General features: G+C 71.6%; 19 protein-coding genes. 11 read left to right on the forward strand and 8 right to left on the reverse strand.

The features are described 5' to 3' along the window. Nucleotides 1-474 precede the first annotated feature (474 nt). On the forward strand, nucleotides 475-1554 hold the full coding sequence (locus tag ABD999_RS06640) for an AI-2E family transporter (protein ID WP_261808782.1): 1080 nt from the start codon (nucleotides 475-477) through the stop codon (nucleotides 1552-1554). Here the strand turns inward: ABD999_RS06640 and ABD999_RS06645 are convergent. Then, nucleotides 1511-2185 carry a helix-turn-helix domain-containing protein gene (locus tag ABD999_RS06645; protein ID WP_345482625.1) on the reverse strand — a complete coding sequence of 225 codons (675 nt, stop codon included), beginning with the start codon at nucleotides 2183-2185 and terminating at the stop codon, nucleotides 1511-1513. The two genes, ABD999_RS06640 and ABD999_RS06645, sit on opposite strands and share 44 nt — an antisense overlap. Before the next feature lie 51 nt (nucleotides 2186-2236). Beyond that, the gene (locus ABD999_RS06650) at nucleotides 2237-3091 is read right to left on the reverse strand and encodes a hypothetical protein (RefSeq protein ID WP_345482626.1); all 855 of its coding nucleotides are present in this window, start codon (nucleotides 3089-3091) and stop codon (nucleotides 2237-2239) included. Nucleotides 3092-3352: 261 nt separating this feature from the next. Here ABD999_RS06650 and erm point away from each other — a divergent pair, with 261 nt between their 5' ends. Beyond that, a complete protein-coding gene (gene erm / locus ABD999_RS06655; protein ID WP_148033723.1) occupies nucleotides 3353-4174 on the forward strand; it encodes an ErmE/ErmH/ErmO/ErmR family 23S rRNA (adenine(2058)-N(6))-methyltransferase in 822 nt (273 codons plus the stop codon). Here the strand turns inward: erm and ABD999_RS06660 are convergent. Then, nucleotides 4163-5536, reverse strand: a complete 1374-nt coding sequence (locus ABD999_RS06660; RefSeq protein ID WP_345482627.1) for a hypothetical protein — start codon at nucleotides 5534-5536, stop codon at nucleotides 4163-4165. The genes erm and ABD999_RS06660 overlap by 12 nt on opposite strands. A gap of 116 nt (nucleotides 5537-5652) precedes the next feature. On the opposite strand from ABD999_RS06660, the gene ABD999_RS06665 reads away from it, so the two are divergent. After that, nucleotides 5653-7245, forward strand: a complete 1593-nt coding sequence (locus ABD999_RS06665; protein WP_271279379.1) for a molybdopterin-dependent oxidoreductase — start codon at nucleotides 5653-5655, stop codon at nucleotides 7243-7245. Between the two features lie 36 nt (nucleotides 7246-7281). On the opposite strand, the gene ABD999_RS06670 is transcribed toward ABD999_RS06665, so the two are convergent. The 3 genes from ABD999_RS06670 to ABD999_RS06680 form a co-directional block, all read right to left on the reverse strand. Next, nucleotides 7282-8706, reverse strand: coding sequence for a carbohydrate-binding protein (locus ABD999_RS06670; protein ID WP_271279380.1), 1425 nt, complete (start codon nucleotides 8704-8706; stop codon nucleotides 7282-7284). An 11-nt stretch (nucleotides 8707-8717) separates the two neighbouring features. Beyond that, the gene (locus tag ABD999_RS06675; protein ID WP_271279381.1) at nucleotides 8718-10292 is read right to left on the reverse strand and encodes a chitinase; all 1575 of its coding nucleotides are present in this window, start codon (nucleotides 10290-10292) and stop codon (nucleotides 8718-8720) included. 227 nt (nucleotides 10293-10519) lie between these two features. Further along, nucleotides 10520-12349 carry a M14 family metallopeptidase gene (locus tag ABD999_RS06680; RefSeq protein WP_271279382.1) on the reverse strand — a complete coding sequence of 610 codons (1830 nt, stop codon included), beginning with the start codon at nucleotides 12347-12349 and terminating at the stop codon, nucleotides 10520-10522. A 151-nt stretch (nucleotides 12350-12500) separates the two neighbouring features. Between ABD999_RS06680 and leuE the strand changes: the two genes are divergently transcribed. Next, a complete protein-coding gene (gene leuE, locus ABD999_RS06685) occupies nucleotides 12501-13160 on the forward strand; it encodes a leucine efflux protein LeuE (protein ID WP_271279383.1) in 660 nt (219 codons plus the stop codon). A gap of 218 nt (nucleotides 13161-13378) precedes the next feature. Then, complete coding sequence (locus ABD999_RS06690) at nucleotides 13379-14020, forward strand: VC0807 family protein (RefSeq protein WP_271279384.1); 642 nt, start codon at nucleotides 13379-13381, stop codon at nucleotides 14018-14020. On the opposite strand, the gene ABD999_RS06695 is transcribed toward ABD999_RS06690, so the two are convergent. Both ABD999_RS06695 and ABD999_RS06700 read right to left on the reverse strand, forming a co-directional pair. Beyond that, nucleotides 13928-14941, reverse strand: a complete 1014-nt coding sequence (locus ABD999_RS06695; RefSeq protein ID WP_271279385.1) for a hypothetical protein — start codon at nucleotides 14939-14941, stop codon at nucleotides 13928-13930. The genes ABD999_RS06690 and ABD999_RS06695 overlap by 93 nt on opposite strands. Before the next feature lie 110 nt (nucleotides 14942-15051). Continuing rightward, nucleotides 15052-16365 carry a sensor histidine kinase gene (locus ABD999_RS06700; protein WP_271279386.1) on the reverse strand — a complete coding sequence of 438 codons (1314 nt, stop codon included), beginning with the start codon at nucleotides 16363-16365 and terminating at the stop codon, nucleotides 15052-15054. A 364-nt stretch (nucleotides 16366-16729) separates the two neighbouring features. On the opposite strand from ABD999_RS06700, the gene ABD999_RS06705 reads away from it, so the two are divergent. Genes ABD999_RS06705 through ABD999_RS06730 form a run of 6 tightly spaced genes read left to right on the forward strand, consistent with a single transcriptional unit; the run spans nucleotide 16730 to nucleotide 21671 of the window. Then, a complete protein-coding gene (locus ABD999_RS06705; protein WP_261808784.1) occupies nucleotides 16730-17377 on the forward strand; it encodes a DedA family protein in 648 nt (215 codons plus the stop codon). A gap of 37 nt (nucleotides 17378-17414) precedes the next feature. Further along, the gene (locus ABD999_RS06710; RefSeq protein ID WP_187281338.1) at nucleotides 17415-18239 is read left to right on the forward strand and encodes a DMT family transporter; all 825 of its coding nucleotides are present in this window, start codon (nucleotides 17415-17417) and stop codon (nucleotides 18237-18239) included. 25 nt (nucleotides 18240-18264) lie between these two features. Continuing rightward, on the forward strand, nucleotides 18265-19479 hold the full coding sequence (locus tag ABD999_RS06715; protein ID WP_463670009.1) for a glycosyltransferase: 1215 nt from the start codon (nucleotides 18265-18267) through the stop codon (nucleotides 19477-19479). After that, on the forward strand, nucleotides 19476-20129 hold the full coding sequence (locus tag ABD999_RS06720) for a DUF998 domain-containing protein (RefSeq protein WP_219549286.1): 654 nt from the start codon (nucleotides 19476-19478) through the stop codon (nucleotides 20127-20129). Before ABD999_RS06715 ends, ABD999_RS06720 begins: the two co-directional genes overlap by 4 nt. Before the next feature lie 46 nt (nucleotides 20130-20175). After that, nucleotides 20176-20913, forward strand: coding sequence for a cytochrome P450 family protein (locus ABD999_RS06725; RefSeq protein ID WP_271279387.1), 738 nt, complete (start codon nucleotides 20176-20178; stop codon nucleotides 20911-20913). Next, nucleotides 20910-21671, forward strand: a complete 762-nt coding sequence (locus ABD999_RS06730) for an isocitrate lyase/PEP mutase family protein (protein ID WP_271279388.1) — start codon at nucleotides 20910-20912, stop codon at nucleotides 21669-21671. Before ABD999_RS06725 ends, ABD999_RS06730 begins: the two co-directional genes overlap by 4 nt. Nucleotides 21672-21679: the final 8 nt, after the last annotated feature.

Here is a 21679-nt window from a genome sequence, read left to right on the forward strand (position 1 = left end):
GGATCAAACTCTCCATAAAATGAATTTGAATCCCAACCAAAAAGGAATCCGTCACAGAAAAACATGACGGGGTTGTGCATCATGCACTGGCTTTTAACACACTGTTGAGTTCTCAAGAAACGGACGCGTACACCCCGGCAAGACCCGACCAGCGGCCCCCGCCGAAGAGGCGTTCATTTCGTCTTTGTGTTACCAATCTTCGCAGCCCCCCAAGTTCGTGTCAAATTGACGCGAACCCCATCGAGCTGCAGAAATCAGCAACCGCCCCGTCTCCGAGGCAACCCCTCTACCTTACTCCGAACTTCGACCCTTGTCCAACCGGACACTTGATCAAAGGATGGAGAGCAGAGGCGGGGAGCCGGCACGAGACCGGTTCGCCCGTTCAGAACACGGAGAACTGTATGGACGCCTCCCCTGGGCGTCAAATCGGCGTTCACCTCGGTGTCACCGTGACGACACGGGTACGTACCGTGCGTGAACCAGCAGTCCGCGCCGAGGGCGCTCATCATCCTGGTGGGGATCGCCGGGGCGCTGATCGTGCTGTTCGGCCTGCGGGAGGTGTCGTCCGTCGTCGGGCCGCTCGTGCTGGCGCTGGTGCTGGTGATCGCCGTGGCGCCGGTGCGCTCGTGGCTGGCCCGGCGCGGCGCGTCCGTGTGGCTGCAGGTCGCGGTGCCGTTCCTGATCATGCTGCTCGTCCTGCTGGGCATGGCCGGGGTGCTGACGATGGCTGCGGTGCAGCTCGGCGAGCTGGCGCCCGCGTACACCAGGCGGTTCGAGGAGCTCCTCACCGACGCTCGGGCCTTCGCCATCGCCAGGGGCATCAGCGGCGAGCAGCTCGACCGGGCGATCGACAGCTTCGACCCGGCGCGGGTGATCGGCATCGCGCAGAGTCTCCTCGGCGGGGTGATCGGCGTCTTCTCCGCCCTGTTCCTCATCGTCGTCCTGATGCTGGCGATGTGCCTGGACGCGCCCATCACGGCCAGGGTGCTCGACTCCGGGGAGGGCAGGAAGGTCGCGCTGGTGGAGGCGCTCGGCCGGTTCGCCCGCAAGACCAGGCGCTACCTGATCGTCTCGACCGTGTTCGGGCTGATCAACGCCATCCTGGACGTGATCGCGCTCTATCTCATCGGGGTGCCGCTGCCGCTCCTGTGGGGGGTGCTCGCGCTGATCGCGAACTACATCCCCAACATCGGTTTCGTCATCGCGCTGGTCCCGCCAGCCACGCTGGCCCTGCTCGACGCCGGGGTGCGTGAGATGTTGCTGGTCGTCGCGGCGTACGTGGTCTTCAACGTGGTGACGCAGTCGCTCCTCCTGCCGAAGTTTCTCGGCGACGCGGTGGGGCTGTCGACGACGATGACGTTTCTCTCGCTCATCATCTGGGCGTTCGTGCTCGGGCCGCTGGGCGCGATCCTCGCCATCCCGCTGAGCCTGCTGGCCAAGGCGCTGCTCATCGACAGCGATCCGGCCGCGGCGTGGGCGGGGGCGCTCATCTCCAACAGGCCGCCGGCGGTCACGCGGCCAACCGGCTCAAAGTCACGCCGCTCAGGCGCCTGACGTCGCGGGACAGGTGGGCCTGGTCGGCGTAGCCGGCGACCGCGGCCACCTCGGCGAGTGGGACACCGGACCTGGCCAGACGCAGGGCGTGCTGGAAGCGGACGATGCGCTGCAGGGTCTTGGGCGCGTACCCGAAGCTGGCGACGCTTCTGCGGTGGAGCTGGCGCTCACTCAGCCCCAGCTCCCACGCGACCTCGCGGACGCTGCCGCCCCGGCGGAGGGCGGCCGCGGCGGCGGGGGCGGCCGGGTCGGGGGGCGGGGTGCGGCGCAGGCGGTCGGCGATCGCGGCGCGCAGGACGGGCATGGGGTCGGGGGCGTCGTCCAGGGGCGGGAGGGCGCCGAGCGCGTCGAGCGGCACGCGCTGGTCGCGCAGCTCGGACAGCGGGACGCCGAACACCTCTCCCGTCGCGCCGGGCTTGAAGCGGATGCCGGTGAAGATGTCGCCCACACGCATCGACGTGGGCACGGGGCCCGTGTCGGGGCCTGCCACGAACGGGCCGGAAGGGCCCCAGATGAGGTCGACGCAGGCGTCGGGCACGACGAGCTGGGTGCGGTCGTCCTCGCTCACCTGCCGCCACAGGCAGACGACCCGCCCGGCGAGCGCGGGCTCCGGCGGCCACTCGGCGTACATGCCTCCACGCTACGCCCGCTCACCGACATTCCCGCGTGGGCGGGGTTGTCCCTACGTGGGGAGGCGGCCGTAGGCCTGGAGAGTCCTGAGGCGTCCCATGGTGAGGTAGCCGCCCCACTCGTGCTCCACCACGGGGGTCCACATGGGCCAGTTACCGTTCCAGCCGCCTTCCTCCGACTGGGCCGCCAGCAGGGCGTCCAGGTGGCGGGCCAGCACGTCCTCCGTGAACAGGGGGAACCGCAGAGGGCCGGGGGCGAAGTCCAGGGGGAAGTGGGCGTCGCCGGAAGCTTCGGGGTCGAAGGTGACCGTGGCCAGGATGGCGTCCTTGAGCCGCTGGAACTCCGACCGTGCCCGCTCCTCGTCGTCCACCAGGTCGAGGAAGGTGACGATGGCGCGGGCCTCGTACGGGGTGGTCTTGTCGACGGCGGAGATGCTCCTCCAGCAGAAGTCGGTGGCCGGTCCGCGCCACGGGTGGTCGATGCCGTGCTTGTGCAGGAGGCCGGCGATCGAGGCGGTGGGGATGAGGTTGCCGGGCGGGTCGTCCGGGGTCTCCCACCAGGGCGCGCGCGGCGCCTCGCGGACGGTCGGGAGGCAGAAGGGCACGCCGCCGTCGGGGGTGGTGACGGACACCAGGTAGTCGCAGGCGGAGCGGACCATCGGGTCGGCGAAGGCGTCGAGCTCGTCGAGGATCCAGAACGCGATCTCGACCGGCTCCGGCTGGCTGGCGGCGCCGCGCAGGTCGGGTTCGAGCGCGTGGCCGAAGCCGCCGTCGGGGTTCTGGTAGCAGCGCAGGGTGTCGAGGACGCGATCCCTTGGGCCGCCCGCGAACAGGGCCTCGAAGCGGAGCCGGTCCAGGAGCCTGGCATGGGTCAGCAGGTAGCCGTGTGCACGGTGGAGAACGTCCATGCGGTTCACGCTAGTCGCCCCGTTCCGCCTGACGCTTGTACGAATCGGACGCGGCGCGCGGGCTTATTCGGTTGCCGTCGGTGAGCGCTCCTGCGTACGGTCGGCCGCATGTGTTGCTTTTACGCAGGTTGCTTCTACGCGGTTCGCATTCGCCGCAGCCGGCCTCTGGCCCGCTAGCGGACGCGACCGGTCGAGCGCGTTCCGCGGCGCGCCCGGGGCCCTTCGAGCCATTCATCGACTCGAGGACCCGGAAGGGCAGCTGTGGCGCAGGATTACGCGCACGGAAATCATTCACACACGCAGAAGAAGGCCAGGAGCTCGGGCGGCCGCACGCCCAGGGACAGGGCGAGACGCGTGCTCTCCCAGAACTTCCTGGCCGACAGGCATGCCCTGGAGCTGGTGGTCAAGGCCGCCGCTCCCGAGGGCCTGGTGCTGGAGCCGGGGGCGGGCGAAGGCGCGCTGACCCTGGCGCTGGCCGCGGCGGGGGCGCGGGTGGTCGCCTACGAGATCGACCCGCGGCTGGCGGGCCGGCTCAGGTCGCGCACCCGCGACGATCCGCGCGTCGAGGTGGTGCGCGGCGACTTCACCGCGGCCCGCCCGCCGGGCGAGCCGTTCGCGGTGGTGGGCAACATCCCGTACTCGGCCACGTCGCGGATCGTCGGCTGGTGCCTGCGGGCCCGGTCGCTGACCTCGGCGACGATGGTCACCCAGCTGGAGTACGCCCGCAAGCGGGCGGGCGGCTACGGCCGGTGGAGCCTGGTCACGGTGGAGTCGTGGCCGTGGTTCTCCTGGCGGATGGGCGACCGGATCGGCCGGGAGAGCTTCCGGCCGATCCCGTCGGTCGACTCGGCGATCCTGCGGATCGAGCGCAGGCCGGCGCCGCTGGTCGGCTCGGGGCGGGACTGGCAGCGGCTGGTGGAGCTGGGGTTCAGCGGGGTGGGCGGTTCGCTGCGCGCCTCGCTCAGGACCCGCTACGACGGGGTGGACGCCGCCCTCGCCGCCGCCGGGGTGGCCCGCGACGCCGTCGTCGGCCACGTGCACCCGGACCAGTGGCTCACGGTGTACGACCGGCTAGACCTGTGAGGTGAGGCGTGCCGGGCCCGTCGGAGCGGCGGGCCCGGCCGTCTCGTGCTCGGGCGGGTTGCGCCGGCCCCACGGCATCGCGGCCAGCAGGACCGGCAGCAGCACGATCGACGCCCGCGACCAGTCCTGGTGCAGGAGCCACCAGGCGGTGTCCTCGTACTGGGTCATGTAGAGGTAGCCGTAGCCCGCCCAGAGCGACACCCCGATGATCGCCGGCCAGGCGAACCGGGTGGGCCGGGCGACCAGGAACGGCATGAACCAGAGCAGGTACTGCGCGCCCAGCCTGGGCGTGACCACCATGAAGATCAGCAGGATGGCCAGCGTCATGTCGATCGGGTCGGCCCGCCACCAGATGATGATCGCGGCCACGACGCACGCGTAGATCAGGTAGGTGCCGAAGGTCGCCAGGTCCGCGCGCAGCGCCCAGTCGCCGCCGGTGAAGTGGGGGGTCCAGCCCCACTCGCCGACGATCGGGCGGATGGCCCGGATGGTGTCGATGACCTGGGGGATCTGGCTGATCGAGGTGCCGGCGAAGACGGGCAGCGTCACCAGGAAGAAGAGCGGCACCGCGCCCGTGCAGAACAGCGCCACGATCCGGGACCGGAGCTGCGGCAGCAACAGCACCATGCCGGGGACCAGCCAGATCGGCCAGCTCTTGGCGCACAGCGCCAGGCCCATGAGCAGACCGGCGTAGGCGCCCCGTTTGAGGCCCGCCCGGTCGCCGGGGCCCGGCCTCAGCGCCTGCCCGAGCGTGCGCAGCGCCCATCCGGGGAGACCGGACCAGCCGTGGTCGGCCAGCGCCCGCCTGGTCACGGCGATGACGTCCATCCGGGGGGTGGGGGCGCCGGGGCCGCGGGCGACCACGAACGCGGCCACCCCGAACACCAGCGCCACCGGCTCGACCTGGCCATGGAGGCAGGCGACCATCAGCGCGAGCGGGTTGAGCGCGTACTGGAAGGCGCGCAGCGAGGCCTTCGGCCCACCGGCGAGCTTGGCCACCAGCGGGATGAGCACGATGTCGGCCACCACGGTGACGATCCGGCCGGACCACTCCCACGGGATGCCGAGCCACAGCAGGATGCCGTACACGTACGGGATCGTCGGCAGGAAGTGCCAGCCGCCCTTGCTGGCCAGGACCGGGTCCTGGCCGTTGAGCACGGCCTCGCCCGCCGGTTTGAAGCTGTTGACGAAGTCGACCGGCTGGTGGGCGTCGCCCGCCGCGAAGAACATCAGCACGACGCGGACCACCACACCGACGGCCAAGGCGGCCCAGAGCGGCGGTCGCCAGTCGCGCCACTGGGCGACGAGGGCGAGCGCGAGGCCGGTGACGAGGATGATCGCGATAGGGAGTGCAGTTTCCATGGCGGGACCTAGACTGCCCTACGCCCCTCCGCGCTGCCACACGGCTTTGTTTCCGGATCTCCGACATGCGGGGTCGTAACGCGTCAGAACATGACCGTCTGTGCTGAACTTTTCGCATGGGGGGATCCGAAGTCAACCAGACACTGGTCAGGCTCTATTTCGAGGTGCGCGAAGGGCTGCATGACCCGGTCGCCGCCTGGGCGAAACTCACAGCGAACTCTGAGGTTTACCGGCAGGCGCGGGGTGGCCGCCGGGTCCCCCTGGACGACGCGACGGCCGCCGAGCTGGCCGCGGCGGCCATCGTGCACACCGCGTCCGAGCACGGCGCCGACCAGGTGGCGGCGCTGGCGACCTCGCCGCTGGCCGGGCTCGTACGCGGGATGGGCGGCGCGGTGCTCACCGAGCAGTCGAGCGCGCCCGAGCAGCTGCTCGGCCCGCGTTTCGAAGGGCCGCGGGCGGAGGACTGGGCGAATGCCGCGTACGTACTGCTCTGGGGGGAGAACAACAGGAACGTGCGCGCGCCCGGATCACCGTGGGTGATCGCCGGTCGGTACAAGGGGCAGAAGGTGGTGGCCATCGGCCCGCACCCGACGCGGCTGTCGGACGAGACGCTCGTGGTGCGGCCGGGCACAGACGGGGCGCTGGCCATGGCGGTCGGGCACGTGCTGCTCAAGGAGTTCTTCCTGGACCGGCCGGCGTTCGCCGCGCACGCGATGGCGCGCACCGACCTGCCGGCCCTGGTGCGGCTGCGCGAGCTGGAGGACGGGCTGGTGCCCGGCGGGCTGCTCGGCCGCGACGCCGGGCGGCTCAGCCTGTACGGGGGCGACGGGGCGGCGGCGACGGAGGTGCTGCTGCCGCGCTTCGACGTGGGGCCGGGCGTGCTGCGCCGCGGGGTGCCGGCGGTGCGCGACGGCGAGGGCCTGGTGACGACCGTGTTCGACCTGCTGCTGGCGGTGTACGGGCTGGCCCGGCCGGGTCTGCCGGGGAGCTGGCCGGACGGCTACGACGACAAGACCTCCCCGTACACGCCCGGCTGGCAGGAGGCGCACACCGGGGTGGCGGCCTCGCGGGCGCTGAAGCTGGCCAGGGAGCTGGGCGTCACGGCCGAGAAGACGGGCGGGCGGTGCATCGTGGTGCCCGGCTGGCTCGACACGCCGCACGCCGACACCGCCTACCGGGCGATGCTGGCGCTGCTCGTGCTCACCGGCTGCCGCCGGGGGTGGGCGCAGGCGTCGGGCGGGGCGGGCGTGCCGCTCGTGCCGTACCTGGTGCTGCACGCGTGCGGCGAGGACCGGGCGGACCTGGGGGCGTTGAGCTGGGCGCTGGCCGACGGGATGTTCGACCGGCGGACGTCGCGGACGGTGCTGCTGGACGCGGTGCGCGGCGGGCTGCCGATGGCGCCGCCGCCGCGGGTGCTGGCGCTGCCGCGGTGGATCTACCCGCTGCCGCCGCAGGTGGACCTGCTGATCGGGCCGGACGAACGGTGCGATCTGGCCACTCCGGACTCCAGACTGGTCGCCGACATGGTGGCGAAGCTGTCGGACGGGCAGGTGGAGCCGGCCCGGGAGGAGCCGGAGCCGGGTGAGCCCGGGATGCGGACGGTGGTGGACCACGCCTGGATGTACGAGTACGGGGAGGCGCTGCCGGTCTACCGTCCGCCGGGGGTGGGGGTGCCGCTCAAGCCCACCCAGCTCGTGCGGTTGCCGTGAGCCGGGGCGGGGGCGCCGCCCCGGGCTCGGGTCTTGTCAGAAGCCCGCCGTGATGCGGGTGAACTCCCACTCGGCCTGGGAGATGCCGCTGCAGTTGGAGACGACGCCGCCGCCGGGGCAGGGGCGGTCACGGTTGACGCCCCAGTACGCGAGCCGGTTCAGGCCCTTGGACCTGGCCCAGTCGCGGATCTGCGTCCACGTCTGCGGGGTGGTCAGCTCCTGCTGGTCGGACAGGCCGTTCATGCCGGAGATGCCCATGCGGGCGTATGCCTGCGCGTCGGTGTAGCCGTAGGCGTTCTTGAGCGCGTTCTTCAGGCCCTCCGAGGCGTTGACGGTGTCCTGGTAGATGTTGGAGCTGCCGAAGTCGAACGGCATGATCGTGAAGTTGTCGATCGGCACGTTCAGCGCTCTGGCCTGGTTGATCAGGCGGACGCCGTGCGCGTTCGGGCCGGTTCTGCTGGTGCCGAAGGTGACGACGACCTTGACGTTCGGGTTGTTCTGCTTGACGATCTTGAGGCCGTTCAGGATGCGGTCCTGCACGGTGTAGTTCTCGAACTCGTCGTAGTTCTCGATGTCGAAGTCGACCACGGCCGGGCCGACCGCGTTGATGACCTGCTGCACGGCGCCGGCGAAGGCCTGCGGGGTGGCGCAGTTCGGGCCGAGCTTGTTGCCCTGCCAGCCGCCGAAGGAGATCTGGACGCTGCCGCCCTTGGACTTGATCGTGTTGATCGCCTGCTGGTCGGCGCCGCCGGTGAGGGGGCGCTGGCCGTCCCATGCCGGGTTGCAGCCGCCGCTGGACAGGATGAACGCCATGGTGAACGACTTGACGCCGGTCGCGTCCATGACGGCGCCCGGGTTGGGCGGGTTGCCCCAGCCCATCCAGAGGTAGGGGGCGCCGGGCATCCGGCTCGGGTTCGGGCCGGGGTCGTCGCCGCCGGTGGAGGTGCGTGCGGTGACGGAGTTGCTGTGGCCGGACTGGTTGCCGGCGGCGTCGCGGGCCCTGACGGTGTAGGTGTAGCCGGTGTTCGCCGCGCGGCCGGTGTCGGTGTACGAGGTGCCGCCGACGGTCGTCACCAGGCTGCCGCCCCGGTAGACGTCGTAGCCGGTGACGCCGACGTTGTCGGTGGCGGCGTTCCAGGCGAGCGAGACGCTGCTGGAGGTGACGCCGGTCGAGCGCAGGTTGCCCGGCACGGACGGCGCCTGGGTGTCCCCGCCGCTGCCGCCGCCGACCTGCTTCCACAGGGCGGGCACGACGTTGGGCTCCCAGCCCGGCTGGGAGGTGTGGCTCTGGAGGCACTCGTAGTCGACGCCGTTGTGGGTGACGCGGGTGCCGGCGGTGTAGGGGGTCCAGGCCGTCCAGGCCGCGTAGGCGGCGGCCGTCGCGCCGTACGCGGCGGGGGCGGCGACGGTGGCGAGGCCGGAGAGGGTCATGGCGAGGGAGGCGAGTAACGCAAGGAACATACGTCGAAATTTCATGACATTCCTCGGAGGTGCGGCTTGACGGTCTTCGAGAAGTTCCAGTTGTGGGTGGCGTCCCAGTTGATGGACCAGGTCATCGCGCCCCTGATCCCGGGGTAGGCGCGCGGGGGTACGAACGATCCGCAGCGGGTGCGGGTGGCCAGGCAGTCGAGCGCCTGGTTGACGACGGCGGGCGCGACCACGCCGCCGCCCGCGGCGCCCGGCCCGGCGGGCAGGCCCAGCGCCACCTGGTCGGGGCGCAGCCCGTTCTCCAGCTGGATGCAGGCGAGCGCGGTCAGGAAGTCGACCGAGCCCTGGGAGTACGCCCACGCCTGGTCGCAGCCGAGCATGGAGCCCGAGTTGTAGTACTGCATGTGGACGACCGTGAGGATGTCCTTGATCGACAGGGCGAGCTTGAAGTACTCCATCCCGGTCGACTGCATGTCGATGGTCTGCGGCGCCATCGTGATGATCAGGCCGGAGCCGGCCTTGGCGTGCAGTGCCCGGAGCGCCTGGGCCATGTAGGTGGCGTTGAGCCCGTTCTCCAGGTCGATGTCCACGCCGTCGAACCCGTACGACGTCATGATCCCGTACACGGAGTCGGCGAACCTGGTCGCGGCGGCGGCACTGGCGACCTGCACCCGCCCGGCCTCGCCGCCGACGGAGAGGATGACCTTCTTGCCGCGCTGCTTGAGCGTACGGACGTCGGCCCTGAACTGGGCGTCGGTGTAGCCGCCGAGCGCGCTCGCCAGGCCCGGGTCGACGCCGAAGACGACCTCGCCGGGGGTGGCGGTGGCCTCGCCGAACGCGATGGCGATCAGGTCGTACTCGTCGGGCACGGCCGACAGGCGCAGTTCGGTGGCGGGGTTGACGAAGTTGTGCCAGTAGCCGGTGAGGAAGTGCTTGGGCAGCCCCTCCCCCGGCTCGCCGGGGTCGCAGCCGGCGGTGGTGGCGGTGGCGGGGTCGCTGGGCGCCGACTCGCCCGCGCCGTTGTGCGCCCGGACGGTGTAGGTGCGGGTCTCGCAGGCGCCGAGGCCGGTGATGGTCGCGGTGGCCGAGCTGACAGCGGCCTTGACAGCGGAGCCTTCGTAGACGCGGTAGCCGTCGACGGCGCCGCTCGCTGGGGTCCAGGTCAGGGTGATGGCGCCGACGCCGCCTGTCGCGGTGAGACCGCCGGGTTTGCCGGGGACGCCCGGGACGGTGCCGCCGTCGCAGGGCGCGCCGTTGAGCGTGCAGCCGGTGATGCCGGGGAAGTTGCCGGGGCTGCCGGTGAAGCCGAAGCTCGCGCTCGCGCCGGGGGCGAGGGCGGGCGCCCAGGAGGGGTTGGTGAAGGTGTAGTGCTGCCCGTTCCTGGACTGCGTGGCGTCCCAGGCGGACGCGATCGAGAAGCCTGACGGGAGGTCGAACTGGACGTTCCAGCCGTTCATCGGGCTGGAGGTGCCGTTGGTGACGGTGATTTTGCCTTCGAAACCGGTGCCCCAGTCGGACATCTTGGTGAAGGCGGCGGTCGCCGAGGCGGCTTGGGCGGGGGATGCGGTGAGTCCGAGTGCGAGGGTCGCGAGCACGACCAGGATCACGCGTGCTTTCACATTGTCGTCCTTGTCGGTGGCGTACCGCGCGGCTTGCGCCGGGGGGTGAGAGCGCAAGCCGCACGGCACGGCCCGCGGAGGCAGACGCGAGCCGTCAAGAGGTCCGATCTGTTAGGAAAGTTTCCTAAGAGTTGACGTGATCGTAGCCTTGACACCCCGGGCTTACAAGACCCAATGCGTCACCGCCTCCGATACCCCGCCACGCGAGGTGGCGGGGCACGGACGGTTCAGTTCTGCCGCGTGATCCGGACGTCGTCGACCGCCGCCTCGACGAGCGAGGCGGTGGACAGGTCGGCGGCCTCGATGAGGATGCGCACCGTCTGCCCGGCGAACGAGCTGATGTCCGCGGTGGCCACGCTCCACGCGGCGTCCCGGTCGGACGCGGCGCCCGCCTGCTGGAAGACGGTCGCCGTGGTGTTGCCCACGACCCTGACCCGGAAGTAGTCGGCGCTGGTCGCGTTCGACCCGTGCGCCAGGTACCAGGACAGCGACAGGCTGGTGGTCCCGCCGGCGGGCAGCGTGATCGGCGGCGACTGGATCGAGGTGACGCCGCCGTCGATGTCGTACGCGCCCGCCGAGCTGCCGGCCAGGCGGCCGGTCACCAGGTCGTTGCTGCCGCTGACCGTGGTGCCGAGCTGCTTGGGGCCCGAGGAGGAGGTGTCGGCGGGGTCACCGCGCTCCCACTGGCCGAGGGTGGCCGTGTCGGTGCCGTTCGGGTTGACCGTCCAGCCGGTAGCGGTCTCGAAGGTGTCCGAGTAGACGGTCGTCGGCGGGGTGCCGGTGCCGCAGTACTGGGACTCCTTGCCGATGATCCGGTAGACGCAGTCGGAGTACTCCAGGAACCGCAGCGTGGCCTCCTTGTTGCGGGTGGTCTGCGGCACGATCTGCTCGTCGGGAGGGTAGAAGCCGGGGCTGGAGCCGGTCGGGTACATCTCGAACGTGTAGCTGAAGATCTTGTAGACGCCCCACAGCCAGTCGTTGATGGTGCCGTCGGTGATGTAGAGGTCGCTGGCCTGCTCGGGGGTGTAGCTGTTCGTCGAGGCCATGCTCTGGCCGAGGGTGGCGTGCGCGTTCCTGTCGTCCAGCGTCAGACCTGGCGCGGTGTCGTTGAAGGTGTAGCCGTAGGGCCACAGGATCAGCTCGCTGTAGGTGTGCCAGTCGATGTGCGCCTTGATCTGCTGCACACCGCCGACGACGCGGCCGCGTACCCAGTTCGCGACGGCGCGGACCTCGGGCGCCGACTCGGCCGACGGGCCCCGGTAGGTGTCGCTGGAAGGCGAGCCGGAGGAGCCGCCGCAGCAGCCCCACTGGTAGCCCCAGTTGCGGTTGAGGTCGGTGCCGACGGCGGAGGTGCCGCTGTTCGGCTGCCTGTTCTTGCGCCAGGACCGGTAGCTGCCCGTGGCGATGTCGTACTCGCCGCCGTCCGGGTTGAGGTCCGGCATGATCCAGATCTCGCGGGAGTTCACCAGGGAGGTGACCCTGGAGTCGCTGCCGTACCCGTCGGTGAGCAGGTCCATGATGTAGAGCGCCATCTCGACGGTGAGGTGCTCGCGGGCGTGCTGGTGGGCGGTGAACAGCACCTCCGTCTCCGCCTCGTCCGTCGCGACGTTGTCGCTGATCTTGACGCCGACGAGCTGCCTGCCTTCGTACGAGGTCCCGTACGAGAACTTGCTCGCGATGCCCGGATGGTCGGCGACCAGGTCGTCGATGTACGCGATCATCTCGGCGTAGTTGTGGTAGGCGGAGTCCGATGGCGGGAAGTCAGCGGCCGCGGCATCGGACGTGGATCTCGGGCGCGGGACCTCCGCGACCCGGTAACCGAGGTTCCTGATGGCGGTGACCTCGGCTTCCGTGGCGGTGATGAGGACCGACTCCTTCGTCACCTCGTCGATGGCCGCGCCGGTGGCCGCGACCGCGCTGCGTTCCTGCGCGTTCGACGGGCCCTGGACGCGGTACTGCTTGTTGGGGGGTGGCTCGGCGGATGCCCCCGCCCCGGTCGCGCCGGTCAGGCAGACCAGGGACAGGGCGGCGAGCAGGATGACCAAACGGCGGTGCACCTCGTCCTCCTAGGGCGCGCGGGCTCGGGTGTTGACGCGCGCCTGAACTGAGAGTGAAGAGGCGCCCTGTGCGGGGGAAGGCCCAATCTACGCCTCCCCGGTAGGGGTAATCTGCATTGTCACCCCCATGTCAGGCCTGGAGCGAGGCGGGATGTTCTTCGGCATCACGGATATCTGGACATATGTCATCGGCGCTTTTCTGATCATTCTGTTGCCGGGACCGAATTCGCTGTTCGTGCTCGCCCAGGCCGCGCAGCACGGCGTGCGGCAGGGATACCGGGCGGCGGGCGGGGTGTTCGTCGGCGACACCGTGCTGATGCTGCTGTCCGCCGCGGGCGCCGCCTCGCTGCTGCGCTCCACGCCGTTGGTGTTCACCATCGTGAAGTACGCGGGCGCGGTCTATCTGGCCTGGTTGGGGCTCCAGATGATCCGGGGAGCCTGGCGCGCGTGGCGCAACAAGGACGTCGCCGCGGCCGTGACGAGCGGCCCTGAGCGGGTGTCGCGTCCCCCGCGCCCGTTCGGCAAGGCGCTGGCGATCAGCCTGCTCAACCCCAAGGCGATCCTGTTCTTCGTGTCGTTCTTCGTCCAGTTCGTCGACCCGGGTTACGCCACGCCCGCGCTCTCGTTCCTCATCCTGGGCTCGATCATCCAGGTGTTCAGCGCGCTCTATCTCACAGCGCTGATTTTCTGCGGCTCTTTCCTGGCCGCTCAGTTCCGGTCCCGGCGGCGGCTCAGTGCGGGCCTGACCTCGGGTGTCGGTGCGGTGTTCGTCGCTTTCGGTGCGTCGCTCGCGGCCTCGTCGCTGAGCTGATCGCCGCCGGGCCGCCATTCTCAACGTGTCAAAAGAGGCAGTCGCCCCTTAGGGGGTCGGGTACGGTAAGCCACCGGAAAGCGCCCGGCAACCCCCGGATGCGAAGGTCGGAGTATGCCAGGGTGGCCGCTGGGTGACATCGAGCGGTCCGTCCGGCAAGCCTGCCGGCCCGAAGCCGGGGTAGTCCCAGCCCGTCGGCCCAATCTGCGGAGCAAGCGTTGAACCACCCTCCCGTCACCCTGCCTCGTCTGACCGCCCTGGCCCGTCAGGCCGCCCCGCAGTTGCTGGAAGCTGTGGTCGCTCCCCTGGTGGTGTTCTATGCCGCGATGATGCTGCTCGGCCTCCAGTGGGCGCTCATCCTGACCTGCTCGTGGGTCTACGTGGGCGTGGCATGGCGGCTGATCAGGAGGATCCGGGTGCCGGCCACGATGTATCTGGCCGCCGCGGCGATCACGCTGCGCACGGTGATCGGGCTGTGGACCGGCACGTGGATGTGGTACTTCATCCAGCCCGAGCTCGGCACCATCTGCATCGGCATCGCCTTCCTCGCGTCCGTGCGGCTGAACAGGCCGCTCGTGGAGAAGCTCACCCTCGACTACATCCACCTGCCGAACGCGGTGCTCAAGCACGAGCGGGTCCGCAGGTTCTTCGCCAGGATCACGCTGCTGTGGGCGTTCGTCCTGCTGATGAACTCGGGCCTGAGCATCGCGCTGGCGATATACGAGTCGCTCTCGGGCTCGCTCAGCGGGTACATCGTGCTGCGCACGTCAGCGGTGGCCGTGATAAGCGGGCTGGCGATCGCCGTCTCCGTCTTCGGCTTCAAGCGGCTGCTGCGCCGGCTGCACGTGGCGCACGGCTGACCGTTCGGCCAGCAGGAACGCTCCACACATCCCCATGGCCATCCCGGTCAGCATGCCGAACAGCTCCAGCAGGTCGGTCAGCCCGGTGGCTCCGCCGCTGAGCGGCGCGGCCGTGGCCGTGATGATCATCGCGTAGAGGCCCCAGCCGAACAGCGACCCGGACCCCAGCCAGGCCACGACCAGCGGCTGCCAGAACGGCCGGCGGGCGTTCGCCCTGACCAGGGCCACCAGCGCCACGCCCGCCGCCACGGCCAGCAAACCCTTGATCCCCTGCTGGAGCGCGCCGGCCGAGGTCATCGCCGCGGCGGCCTCCGGCGGCAGCCCCGCGTCGCCGCCGAACGCCCACGAGAAGCGGACACCCCCGATGACGGCCGCCACCAGCAGCGAGCCCCACGCCACCACCCGCTGGAACGGTCTCGTCAGCGACTGGTACGGGGCCTCGGCGGTGGTGGTGAAGACGGCGGGCCAGCGGTCCCGGGCGTAGAGCACGAAAGCGGCCATGAGTCCGACGCCCTGCCCGATGAACCCGCCGTAGACCATGACGTAGACCCAGGGCTCGATCGGGCCGCCGACGTCGAACAGAGCCGCCCCTTCGAGCAGCAGCCCCAGCGGCGTCGTGACCACGATCACGCCGAGCAGGCCGGTGCCGACCCACAGCGGCAGCAGCACCAGCCAGGCGGGCAGCCGCATCCCCCACCGCATGGTGAACCCGAGCGCCAGGACCAGCGCGACGGCGTCCATGCCGAACGTCAGCACGTTCATGCCGTACATCGTCGAGTCGTCCATGAGCGCCGGGTCGGTGACGCCGACCGGGCTGCCCGTCAGCCAGAGGACCTTGAGCGTGAGGTAGGGAAGCATGGCGGCCATGGCCACGATCGCCGCGGTGACCCGGCCCACGCCGGCTCTCGGTGTCTCGTTCATACCTCCCAGGCTGCTCTTCCGGCCGCTCGCGGGCCTCACGCGGGCAGGGGATCCCGCTCCCCCGTACGGGGGAGAGCAGCTCCGTACGTCTGAGCTTCCGTACGGGGGACTCACGGCAGTTCCGCGGCCAGTTCGTAGCCGCCGTCCGCTGGGCCGGCCCGGAGGGTGCCGCCCGCCAGGCGCACCCGCTCCCTCAGCCCCGGCAGGCCGAAGCCGCCGGTCGCGGTGACCTGGGGGGCGTGGGCGGGCGGGCCGTTGCGGACGGCGACCAGGTGCGGGGTGACCGCGACCTCGATCACGGCGCCCGGCGCGTGCTTGGCGACGTTCGTCAGCCCTTCCTGCACCACCCGGTGCGCCAGGCCGGGAATCGGTCTCTCCAGCCGCAGCGTGATCGCCATCCCGGAATCACGGGCCCGTTCCACCAGCGCCACCACGTCCTCCCGCACCTCGGCGTCATCGCCCGCCGTAGGAGGCGACGCGACATCGTCGCCCGCGCGAGCGGCCCCCGCGACAACATCCTCCTCACCTGCCGGAACGGACGGAGTGACGGGGCCGGTTTCGCGTGCCGGGGGGTGCGGTGTGATGGCGACTCGCGCCTCTTCGGTGGTGGGGGCGAGGGGGGCGGCGTCGGTGTCTTCGCGGAGGACGCCGATGATCTGGCGGAGCCGCTCGGTGGCGTCCGCCGCCGCCGCGCGCAGTTCGCTCGCCGCTCTGGCGTGGGCGGGTTCGAGGGTGGGGGACAGTTCGAGGCCGGCGGCGCGGACGGCGATGAGCGCCAGGTCGTGGCCGAGCGAGTCGTGCATGTCGCGGGCGATGCGCGCCCGCTCGCGCAGCCGTGCCTGCGCCTCGGCCGCCTGCCGCGCCTGGTCCCGCTGCTGCAGGAGCCGCCTGCGGAGCAGGCCCAGGAGGTACGGGACCAGGTAGGTGCCGATCAGGCCGCTGACCATGGTGATCCACAGACCGGCCGCGCCGCCCCCGGCGACGACGAGGACGACGCCGATCGCGGTGATCAGGACGGCGACCAGCCCGGCGCCCGGTATCCGGATGGACCACGGCAGGGCCCGGGGCAGGCGGCGTCCGGCGAGGTAGGCGTACCAGATGGAGAACGGCGAGACCGGCGCGAACGGGAAGATCTTGACCTGGATGGCGCCGGGGATGAGCCAGGTGATGTCGGAGGTGGCCAGGCTGTCGGCGAAGTCCCACGGCCCGAGCGGCAGCAGCAGCACCACCGCCGCCAGCGGCCACGGCCTGCCGACCAGCACGGCGAGCGCTCCAAGAGCCAGGCGCGGCACCGTGATCGCGCAGAACGCGCCGAGGTCTCTCAGCGGATCGGGCCCCATGGCGCTGATCACGATCGCCAGCAGCACCCACAGGACCACGTCTCTGAGCACCTGGCGACGGTCGTCGCGGCGTAGTCCGTTCACGCCCACGACGGTATCCGCGACCAGGCGGGACCCGCTCCCCCCGAAGGTCTGCGCCGGCCCCTGACGAAAGTCGGGTGGCTCGCGCTCCCCCGCAGGCGGTGGGGCTAGCACCACCATCAACTCGGATGCCCGCACTGATGTGCCGGGTCCGTCCGGCCGCTTTGATCGAAGGGTGTCAACCGGAGGTCGTAGCGCCGCCCCTGACGAAAGTCGGGGGTACCGCGTACCGATCGTCCGATGCGCGGTGGCCTGCGGGATTCCTAGGTTCGGAGCGTACGGGCCCTGACCCCGGTAGGGGAAGAGCCCGCGTTCGTCCCCGGGAGATCCCCGATGTCCGCCGGCACCTCTCGCCGCCAGGGTGAGAGTGCGCGCCAATCGATCGGAGTTCACGCTGATGTCGCACGCCGTCCTGGAGTTCCTCCAGCAGGTGATGTCCTCGCCCTGGCTCTACCTCGCGCTGTTCACACTCTCCCTGCTCGACGGGTTCTTCCCGATCGTGCCCGCGGAGACCTCCGTGATCACCGCCGGGGTGTTCGCGGCCACGGGCGAGCCGAACCTCGCGCTGGTGATCCTGGTGGCGGCGCTCGGCGCGTTCGCCGGCGACCACATCTCCTACCTGCTCGGTCTCAAGGGCGGGGGACGGCTGCGCAAGCGCAAGGCGATGGTGTGGGCGCGCGACGCCCTCGCCGAGCGCGGCGGCCTGGTGCTGGTCGTGGCCCGTTACATCCCCGGCGGGCGGACCGCGACCACGCTCACCATGGGCGCCGTCCGCTATCCGCTTCGCCTGTTCACGATCTTCGACGCGATCGCGGCGGCCTCGTGGGGCCTGTACTCGGGGCTGATCGGGTTCTTCGGCGGGATGGCGTTCGAGCGCGACCCGATCAAGGGGCTGCTGCTCGGGCTGGGCATCGCCGTGTCCGTCACGGCCGTGGTGGAGACCGTCCGCTGGCTGCGGAAGCGGCGCGCCACCAACGCTTCCCCCGTGCGACTTCCCTCGGACACGTCGGTTTGACCCTGCCGGGTGACCATCCAGCTGAAAGGAGTGGGGCATGACGGTGCCGGCCGCGGTGATCGCCCTGATCGGCTCACTGTTCTTCGCACTCGGAGCGGCTTTGCAGCAGTTCGAGGCGGTGGGCACCGACAAGCCCGGGATGCTGACCCTGCTGCGGCGGCCACGCTGGCTGCTGGGCGGGGCCGCCATCCTGGCCGGCGGCGGGCTGCACATCGTGGCGCTCGGCCTCGGCCCCCTCACCGTGGTCCAGCCGATGGGGGTGGCCAGCCTGTTGTTCGCGCTGCCGATCGCGGCGACCCTGCACGGCCGCAGGCCGTCCACGTCCGAGCTGGGCGCGGCGGCCGTGGTCGCGGCGGGGCTGGTCGGCCTCGTCCTGCTGGTGCCCGAGTCGGACGTGCCGGTGCGGTTGGAGCCGCGGGAGCTGTTCACCCTGCTCGGCGTCTCCGGCGCGGCGGCGGTGCTGCTGTGGGCGGGCGCGCGGGCGGCCGCCCCCGCGTGGCGGGCCGCGCTGCTGGCCACCGCGTCCGGGGTGCTGTACGGCGCCACGGCCACGCTCGTGCGGGTGCTGGTGGACGGCGGCTGGAACTGGGCCTACCTGCTGGCCCTGCCGGTCCCGGCGCTGCTGGCCCTGGTGATGCTGCAGCGCGCCTACTCCGTCGGCCACTTCGGCGTCTCCTTCGCCGCCCTGCAGATCGCCGACCCGCTCACCGCGGTGGCGTTCGGCGCGCTGCTGCTCGGCGAGCCGCTCCCCACCGGCCTCGCGCCCGTGGCGGCCGCGGCGCTGGCCGCCGCCGGAACCGTCGCCCTCGCCCGTACGACCCCGCTGGAAAGCCGGCCTCCCCGGGCCGGAACCCCCACCTAGAAGAAACCCTGAGGAGTCACCCACCATGGCGATGCCCCTGCACCGGACCCACCGGGACGCCGGTCTCTCCCCCGCACCCGAACGCCCCCGGCGCATCATGATCTCGACCGACACGTACCCGCCTGACGTGAACGGCACGGCCTACTTCGCCCACCGGCTGGCCACCGGCCTGGCCGCGCGCGGCAACGAGGTGCACGTGGTGTGCCAGTCGGACCTCGGCCCGGCCGGCGCCGACGTGATCGACGGCGTGATCGTGCACCGGCAGCGCTCGGCGCCGCTGCTCGTCCACCCGACGATGCGGGTCGCGGTCCCCGCGCGGCTGGACCGGCTGATGGCCGCCGTCGACCCCGACGTGCTGCACACCCAGGGCCACTTCGTGGTCGGCAGGGCCGCCCTGGCCGCCGCCCGCCGCCGCGGCGTCCCCGTCGTGGCCACCAACCACTTCATGCCCGACAACCTCTTCCAGTTCGGCCACGTCCCCGCCCGGCTGCGGGCGGGCGCGAGCTGGCTGGCCTGGCGCGACTTCGGCCGGGTGTTCGGCAAGGCCGACCACGTCACCACGCCCACCCCGCTGGCCGCCGCGCTCCTGGCCGAGCAGGGCTTCGACCGCGACGTCGAGGCCGTCTCCTGCGGCATCGACCTGACCCGCTTCCACCCGCACGCCGAGCCGAAGGAGTGGGCGCGCAAGCTGTTCGGCCTGCCGGACCGGCCGACCGTGCTGTTCGTCGGCCGGCTGGACGAGGAGAAGCGGCTCTCCGACCTCATCCGGGCGATGCCGTACGTGCTGAACGAGACCGACGCCCAGCTCGCGCTCGTCGGGAGCGGCAACCAGCGCGAGACGCTGGAGACGCTCGCCGCCCGGATCGGGGTGGCGGAGCGCGTGTCGTTCCTCGGGTTCGTGGCCGACGAGAACATGCCGCAGGCGTACGCGGCCGCCGACGTGTTCGCCATGCCGAGCGTGGCCGAGCTGCAGAGCATCGCCACCCTGGAGGCGATGGCGACCGGCCTGCCCGTGGTGGTCGCCGACGCGATGGCGCTGCCGCACCTGGTGAACGGCGACAACGGCTACCTGTTCCCGCCCGGGGACGTGCTGGCGCTGGCCCGCCACCTGACCTCCGTCCTGACCGACGGCGACCTGCGCGACCGGCTCGGCCTGGCCAGCCGCGAGCTCGCGCTCACCCACGACCACCAGGCCTCTCTCGCCCGGTTCGAGCAGATCTATGACGAGGTGACGCGATGACCTCACGTGCCGCGACCGCCGCCACCGTCACGGCGGCGCTGGCGTCCGCCGGCGCCCTCGGCTACGCCGAGCTGACGCTGCCCGCCCAGCCGCTGCTCAGCGACTACGCCCTGGTGCCTGGCGGGATGGCGCCGACGTTACTGGGGATGCTCGCGCTGGCGGCGGCGTGCCTGAGCCTGGCGTACGGGCTCGCCACGTCCGACCCTCGCCGTACGGCGGCGACCCGCGTGCTGCTGCTGGCCGCGGCCGCCGGGCTGATGCTCAGCGCGGTCTTCCCGACCGACCCGGGCGAGATCAAGTCTCTGACCGGGGAGATCCACCGGTGGGCGGCGGCCGTGGTCTTCACCACCCTGCCGGTGGCGGGCTGGACGCTCGCGCGCGGGCGGGCACGGGCCGCCCGGTGGAGCGCGGTCCGGGCGCTGGCGGTGACCGCCGGGCTGGTGCTGGCCGTGTACCTGGCGGCGCATCCGGCCTCGTTCACCTCCGGCTGGATCGGCGGTGAGGGCTACTACGGGCTGCTGGAGCGCGCCCTGGTGGTCGCGGACATGGCGCTCCTGGTGGTCATGGCGGCCGCCGGCGCGCGCCCCGCGGCGGTGGCCGTCCCCGCCCGCGAGACCGTCGGGGAACCCCAGGAGCGCCTGGCCGCCTGACGACACTTCGACCGGGGCCGAAACGTTCCCGATCTAGCGTGGACGCATGGTCATCACCCACCGTGCCGAGGCCCTCGCGGTGCTCGCCGACACCCGCTACATCCCGCCTCCCGTCAGGCAGGACGCGCCGGAGGGCACGCTCGCCTGGCTGCGCTCCCACGCCTCCCGGTTCAGCACCGGGGAGGTGCACGCGCGGCGCCGGCGGCTGCTGGAGGAGTCGCTCGACGCCCTCGACCCGGACGCGCTCCGGGACGCCGCCAGGAAGCTGACGCTGGAGCGGGACGGCCGCTGGGAGGGCGTCCCTGTGACAGTGCTCGGCCACGCCCTCGGCGTCCTGGACACCGGCCGGCTGGTGGAAGCCGTGCGCGCCGCCGCCCCCGGCTATCTGTCCGGCGAGGAGACCCCGGAGGCCGACGCGGCCGTCCGCGACCTGCTCACCCTCGCCGCCGACGCCGGCCTCGTCCGATCGTCGGTGGCACTGATCACGTTGCTGCTGCAGGCGCACGACGCGACCGAAGGGCTGGTACGGAACGCGTTGCGTCAGGCCGGACCCGGCGATGCCGTGGCGCGGCTGCTGGATCGTACGCTCAGGCTCGACCCGCCGCTCAAGGTGACGCGGCGGATGGACCGGGAGACCGGGGCAGAGGTGCGGATCGATCTGGTCCAGGTCAACCGGGACGCCGGAGCCCACCTCACGTTCGGCGCGGGGGTGCGCCCGTGTCCCGCCCGGCGGCACGCGATGGCGCTGGCCGAAGGAGTCGTGGCGGGGGTGCTGGGACGATGAGCGAGGAGTTCCGGGCGCTGCACCGGCGCGGCGAGCCGCTGCTCCTGCCCAACGCGTGGGACTACGGGTCCGCGGCGATGCTGGCCCGGGAGGGGTTCGCCGCGATCGGCACCACGAGCCTCGGCGTGTCCGCCGTGCACGGCAGGCCCGACGCCGCCGGGGCAACTAAGGCGGAGACCGTGGCGCTGGCCGGGGCGATCACCGGCCTCGGGGTGATGGTCAGCGTGGACGTGGAAGGCGGGTTCAGCGACGACCCCGCCGAGGTGGCGGAACTGGTCGCCGGACTCGCCGCGGCCGGGGTCGTGGGGGTCAACCTGGAGGACGGCCGGGCCGACGGCACGCTGCGGCCGGTCCGCCTGCACCAGGAGATCATCGAGGCGGCGAAGGGCCACGGGGTGTTCGTGAACGCCCGTACCGACACGTGCTGGCTCAAGACGGGCGACCCGTCGGAGCGGGTTCGGGCGTACGGACACGCTGACGGGATCTTCGTGCCGGGGCTGAGCGACCTGGGCGCCGTCGCCGAGCTGGTGGAGCTGACTCCTCTGCCGGTCAACATCCTGTACCAGCCGGGCGGGCCGGGCCTGGACGAGCTGGCGCGGGCCGGGGTGGCGCGGGTCAGCACGGGGTCTCTGCTGTACCGGGCGAGCCTGTGGGGCGCCCTGTCCGCGCTCGCCGCCGTGCGTCCGTCAGGTTCGCGGGAGGAGACCGTTATGCCCAGCTATGGGGACATCACCGCCATGCTGCCGGGACCGCGATAATCAGAGGC

Origin of the sequence: Nonomuraea ferruginea (genome assembly GCF_039540635.1) — a bacterium.
Taxonomy (GTDB): Bacteria; Actinomycetota; Actinomycetes; order Streptosporangiales; family Streptosporangiaceae; genus Nonomuraea; species Nonomuraea ferruginea.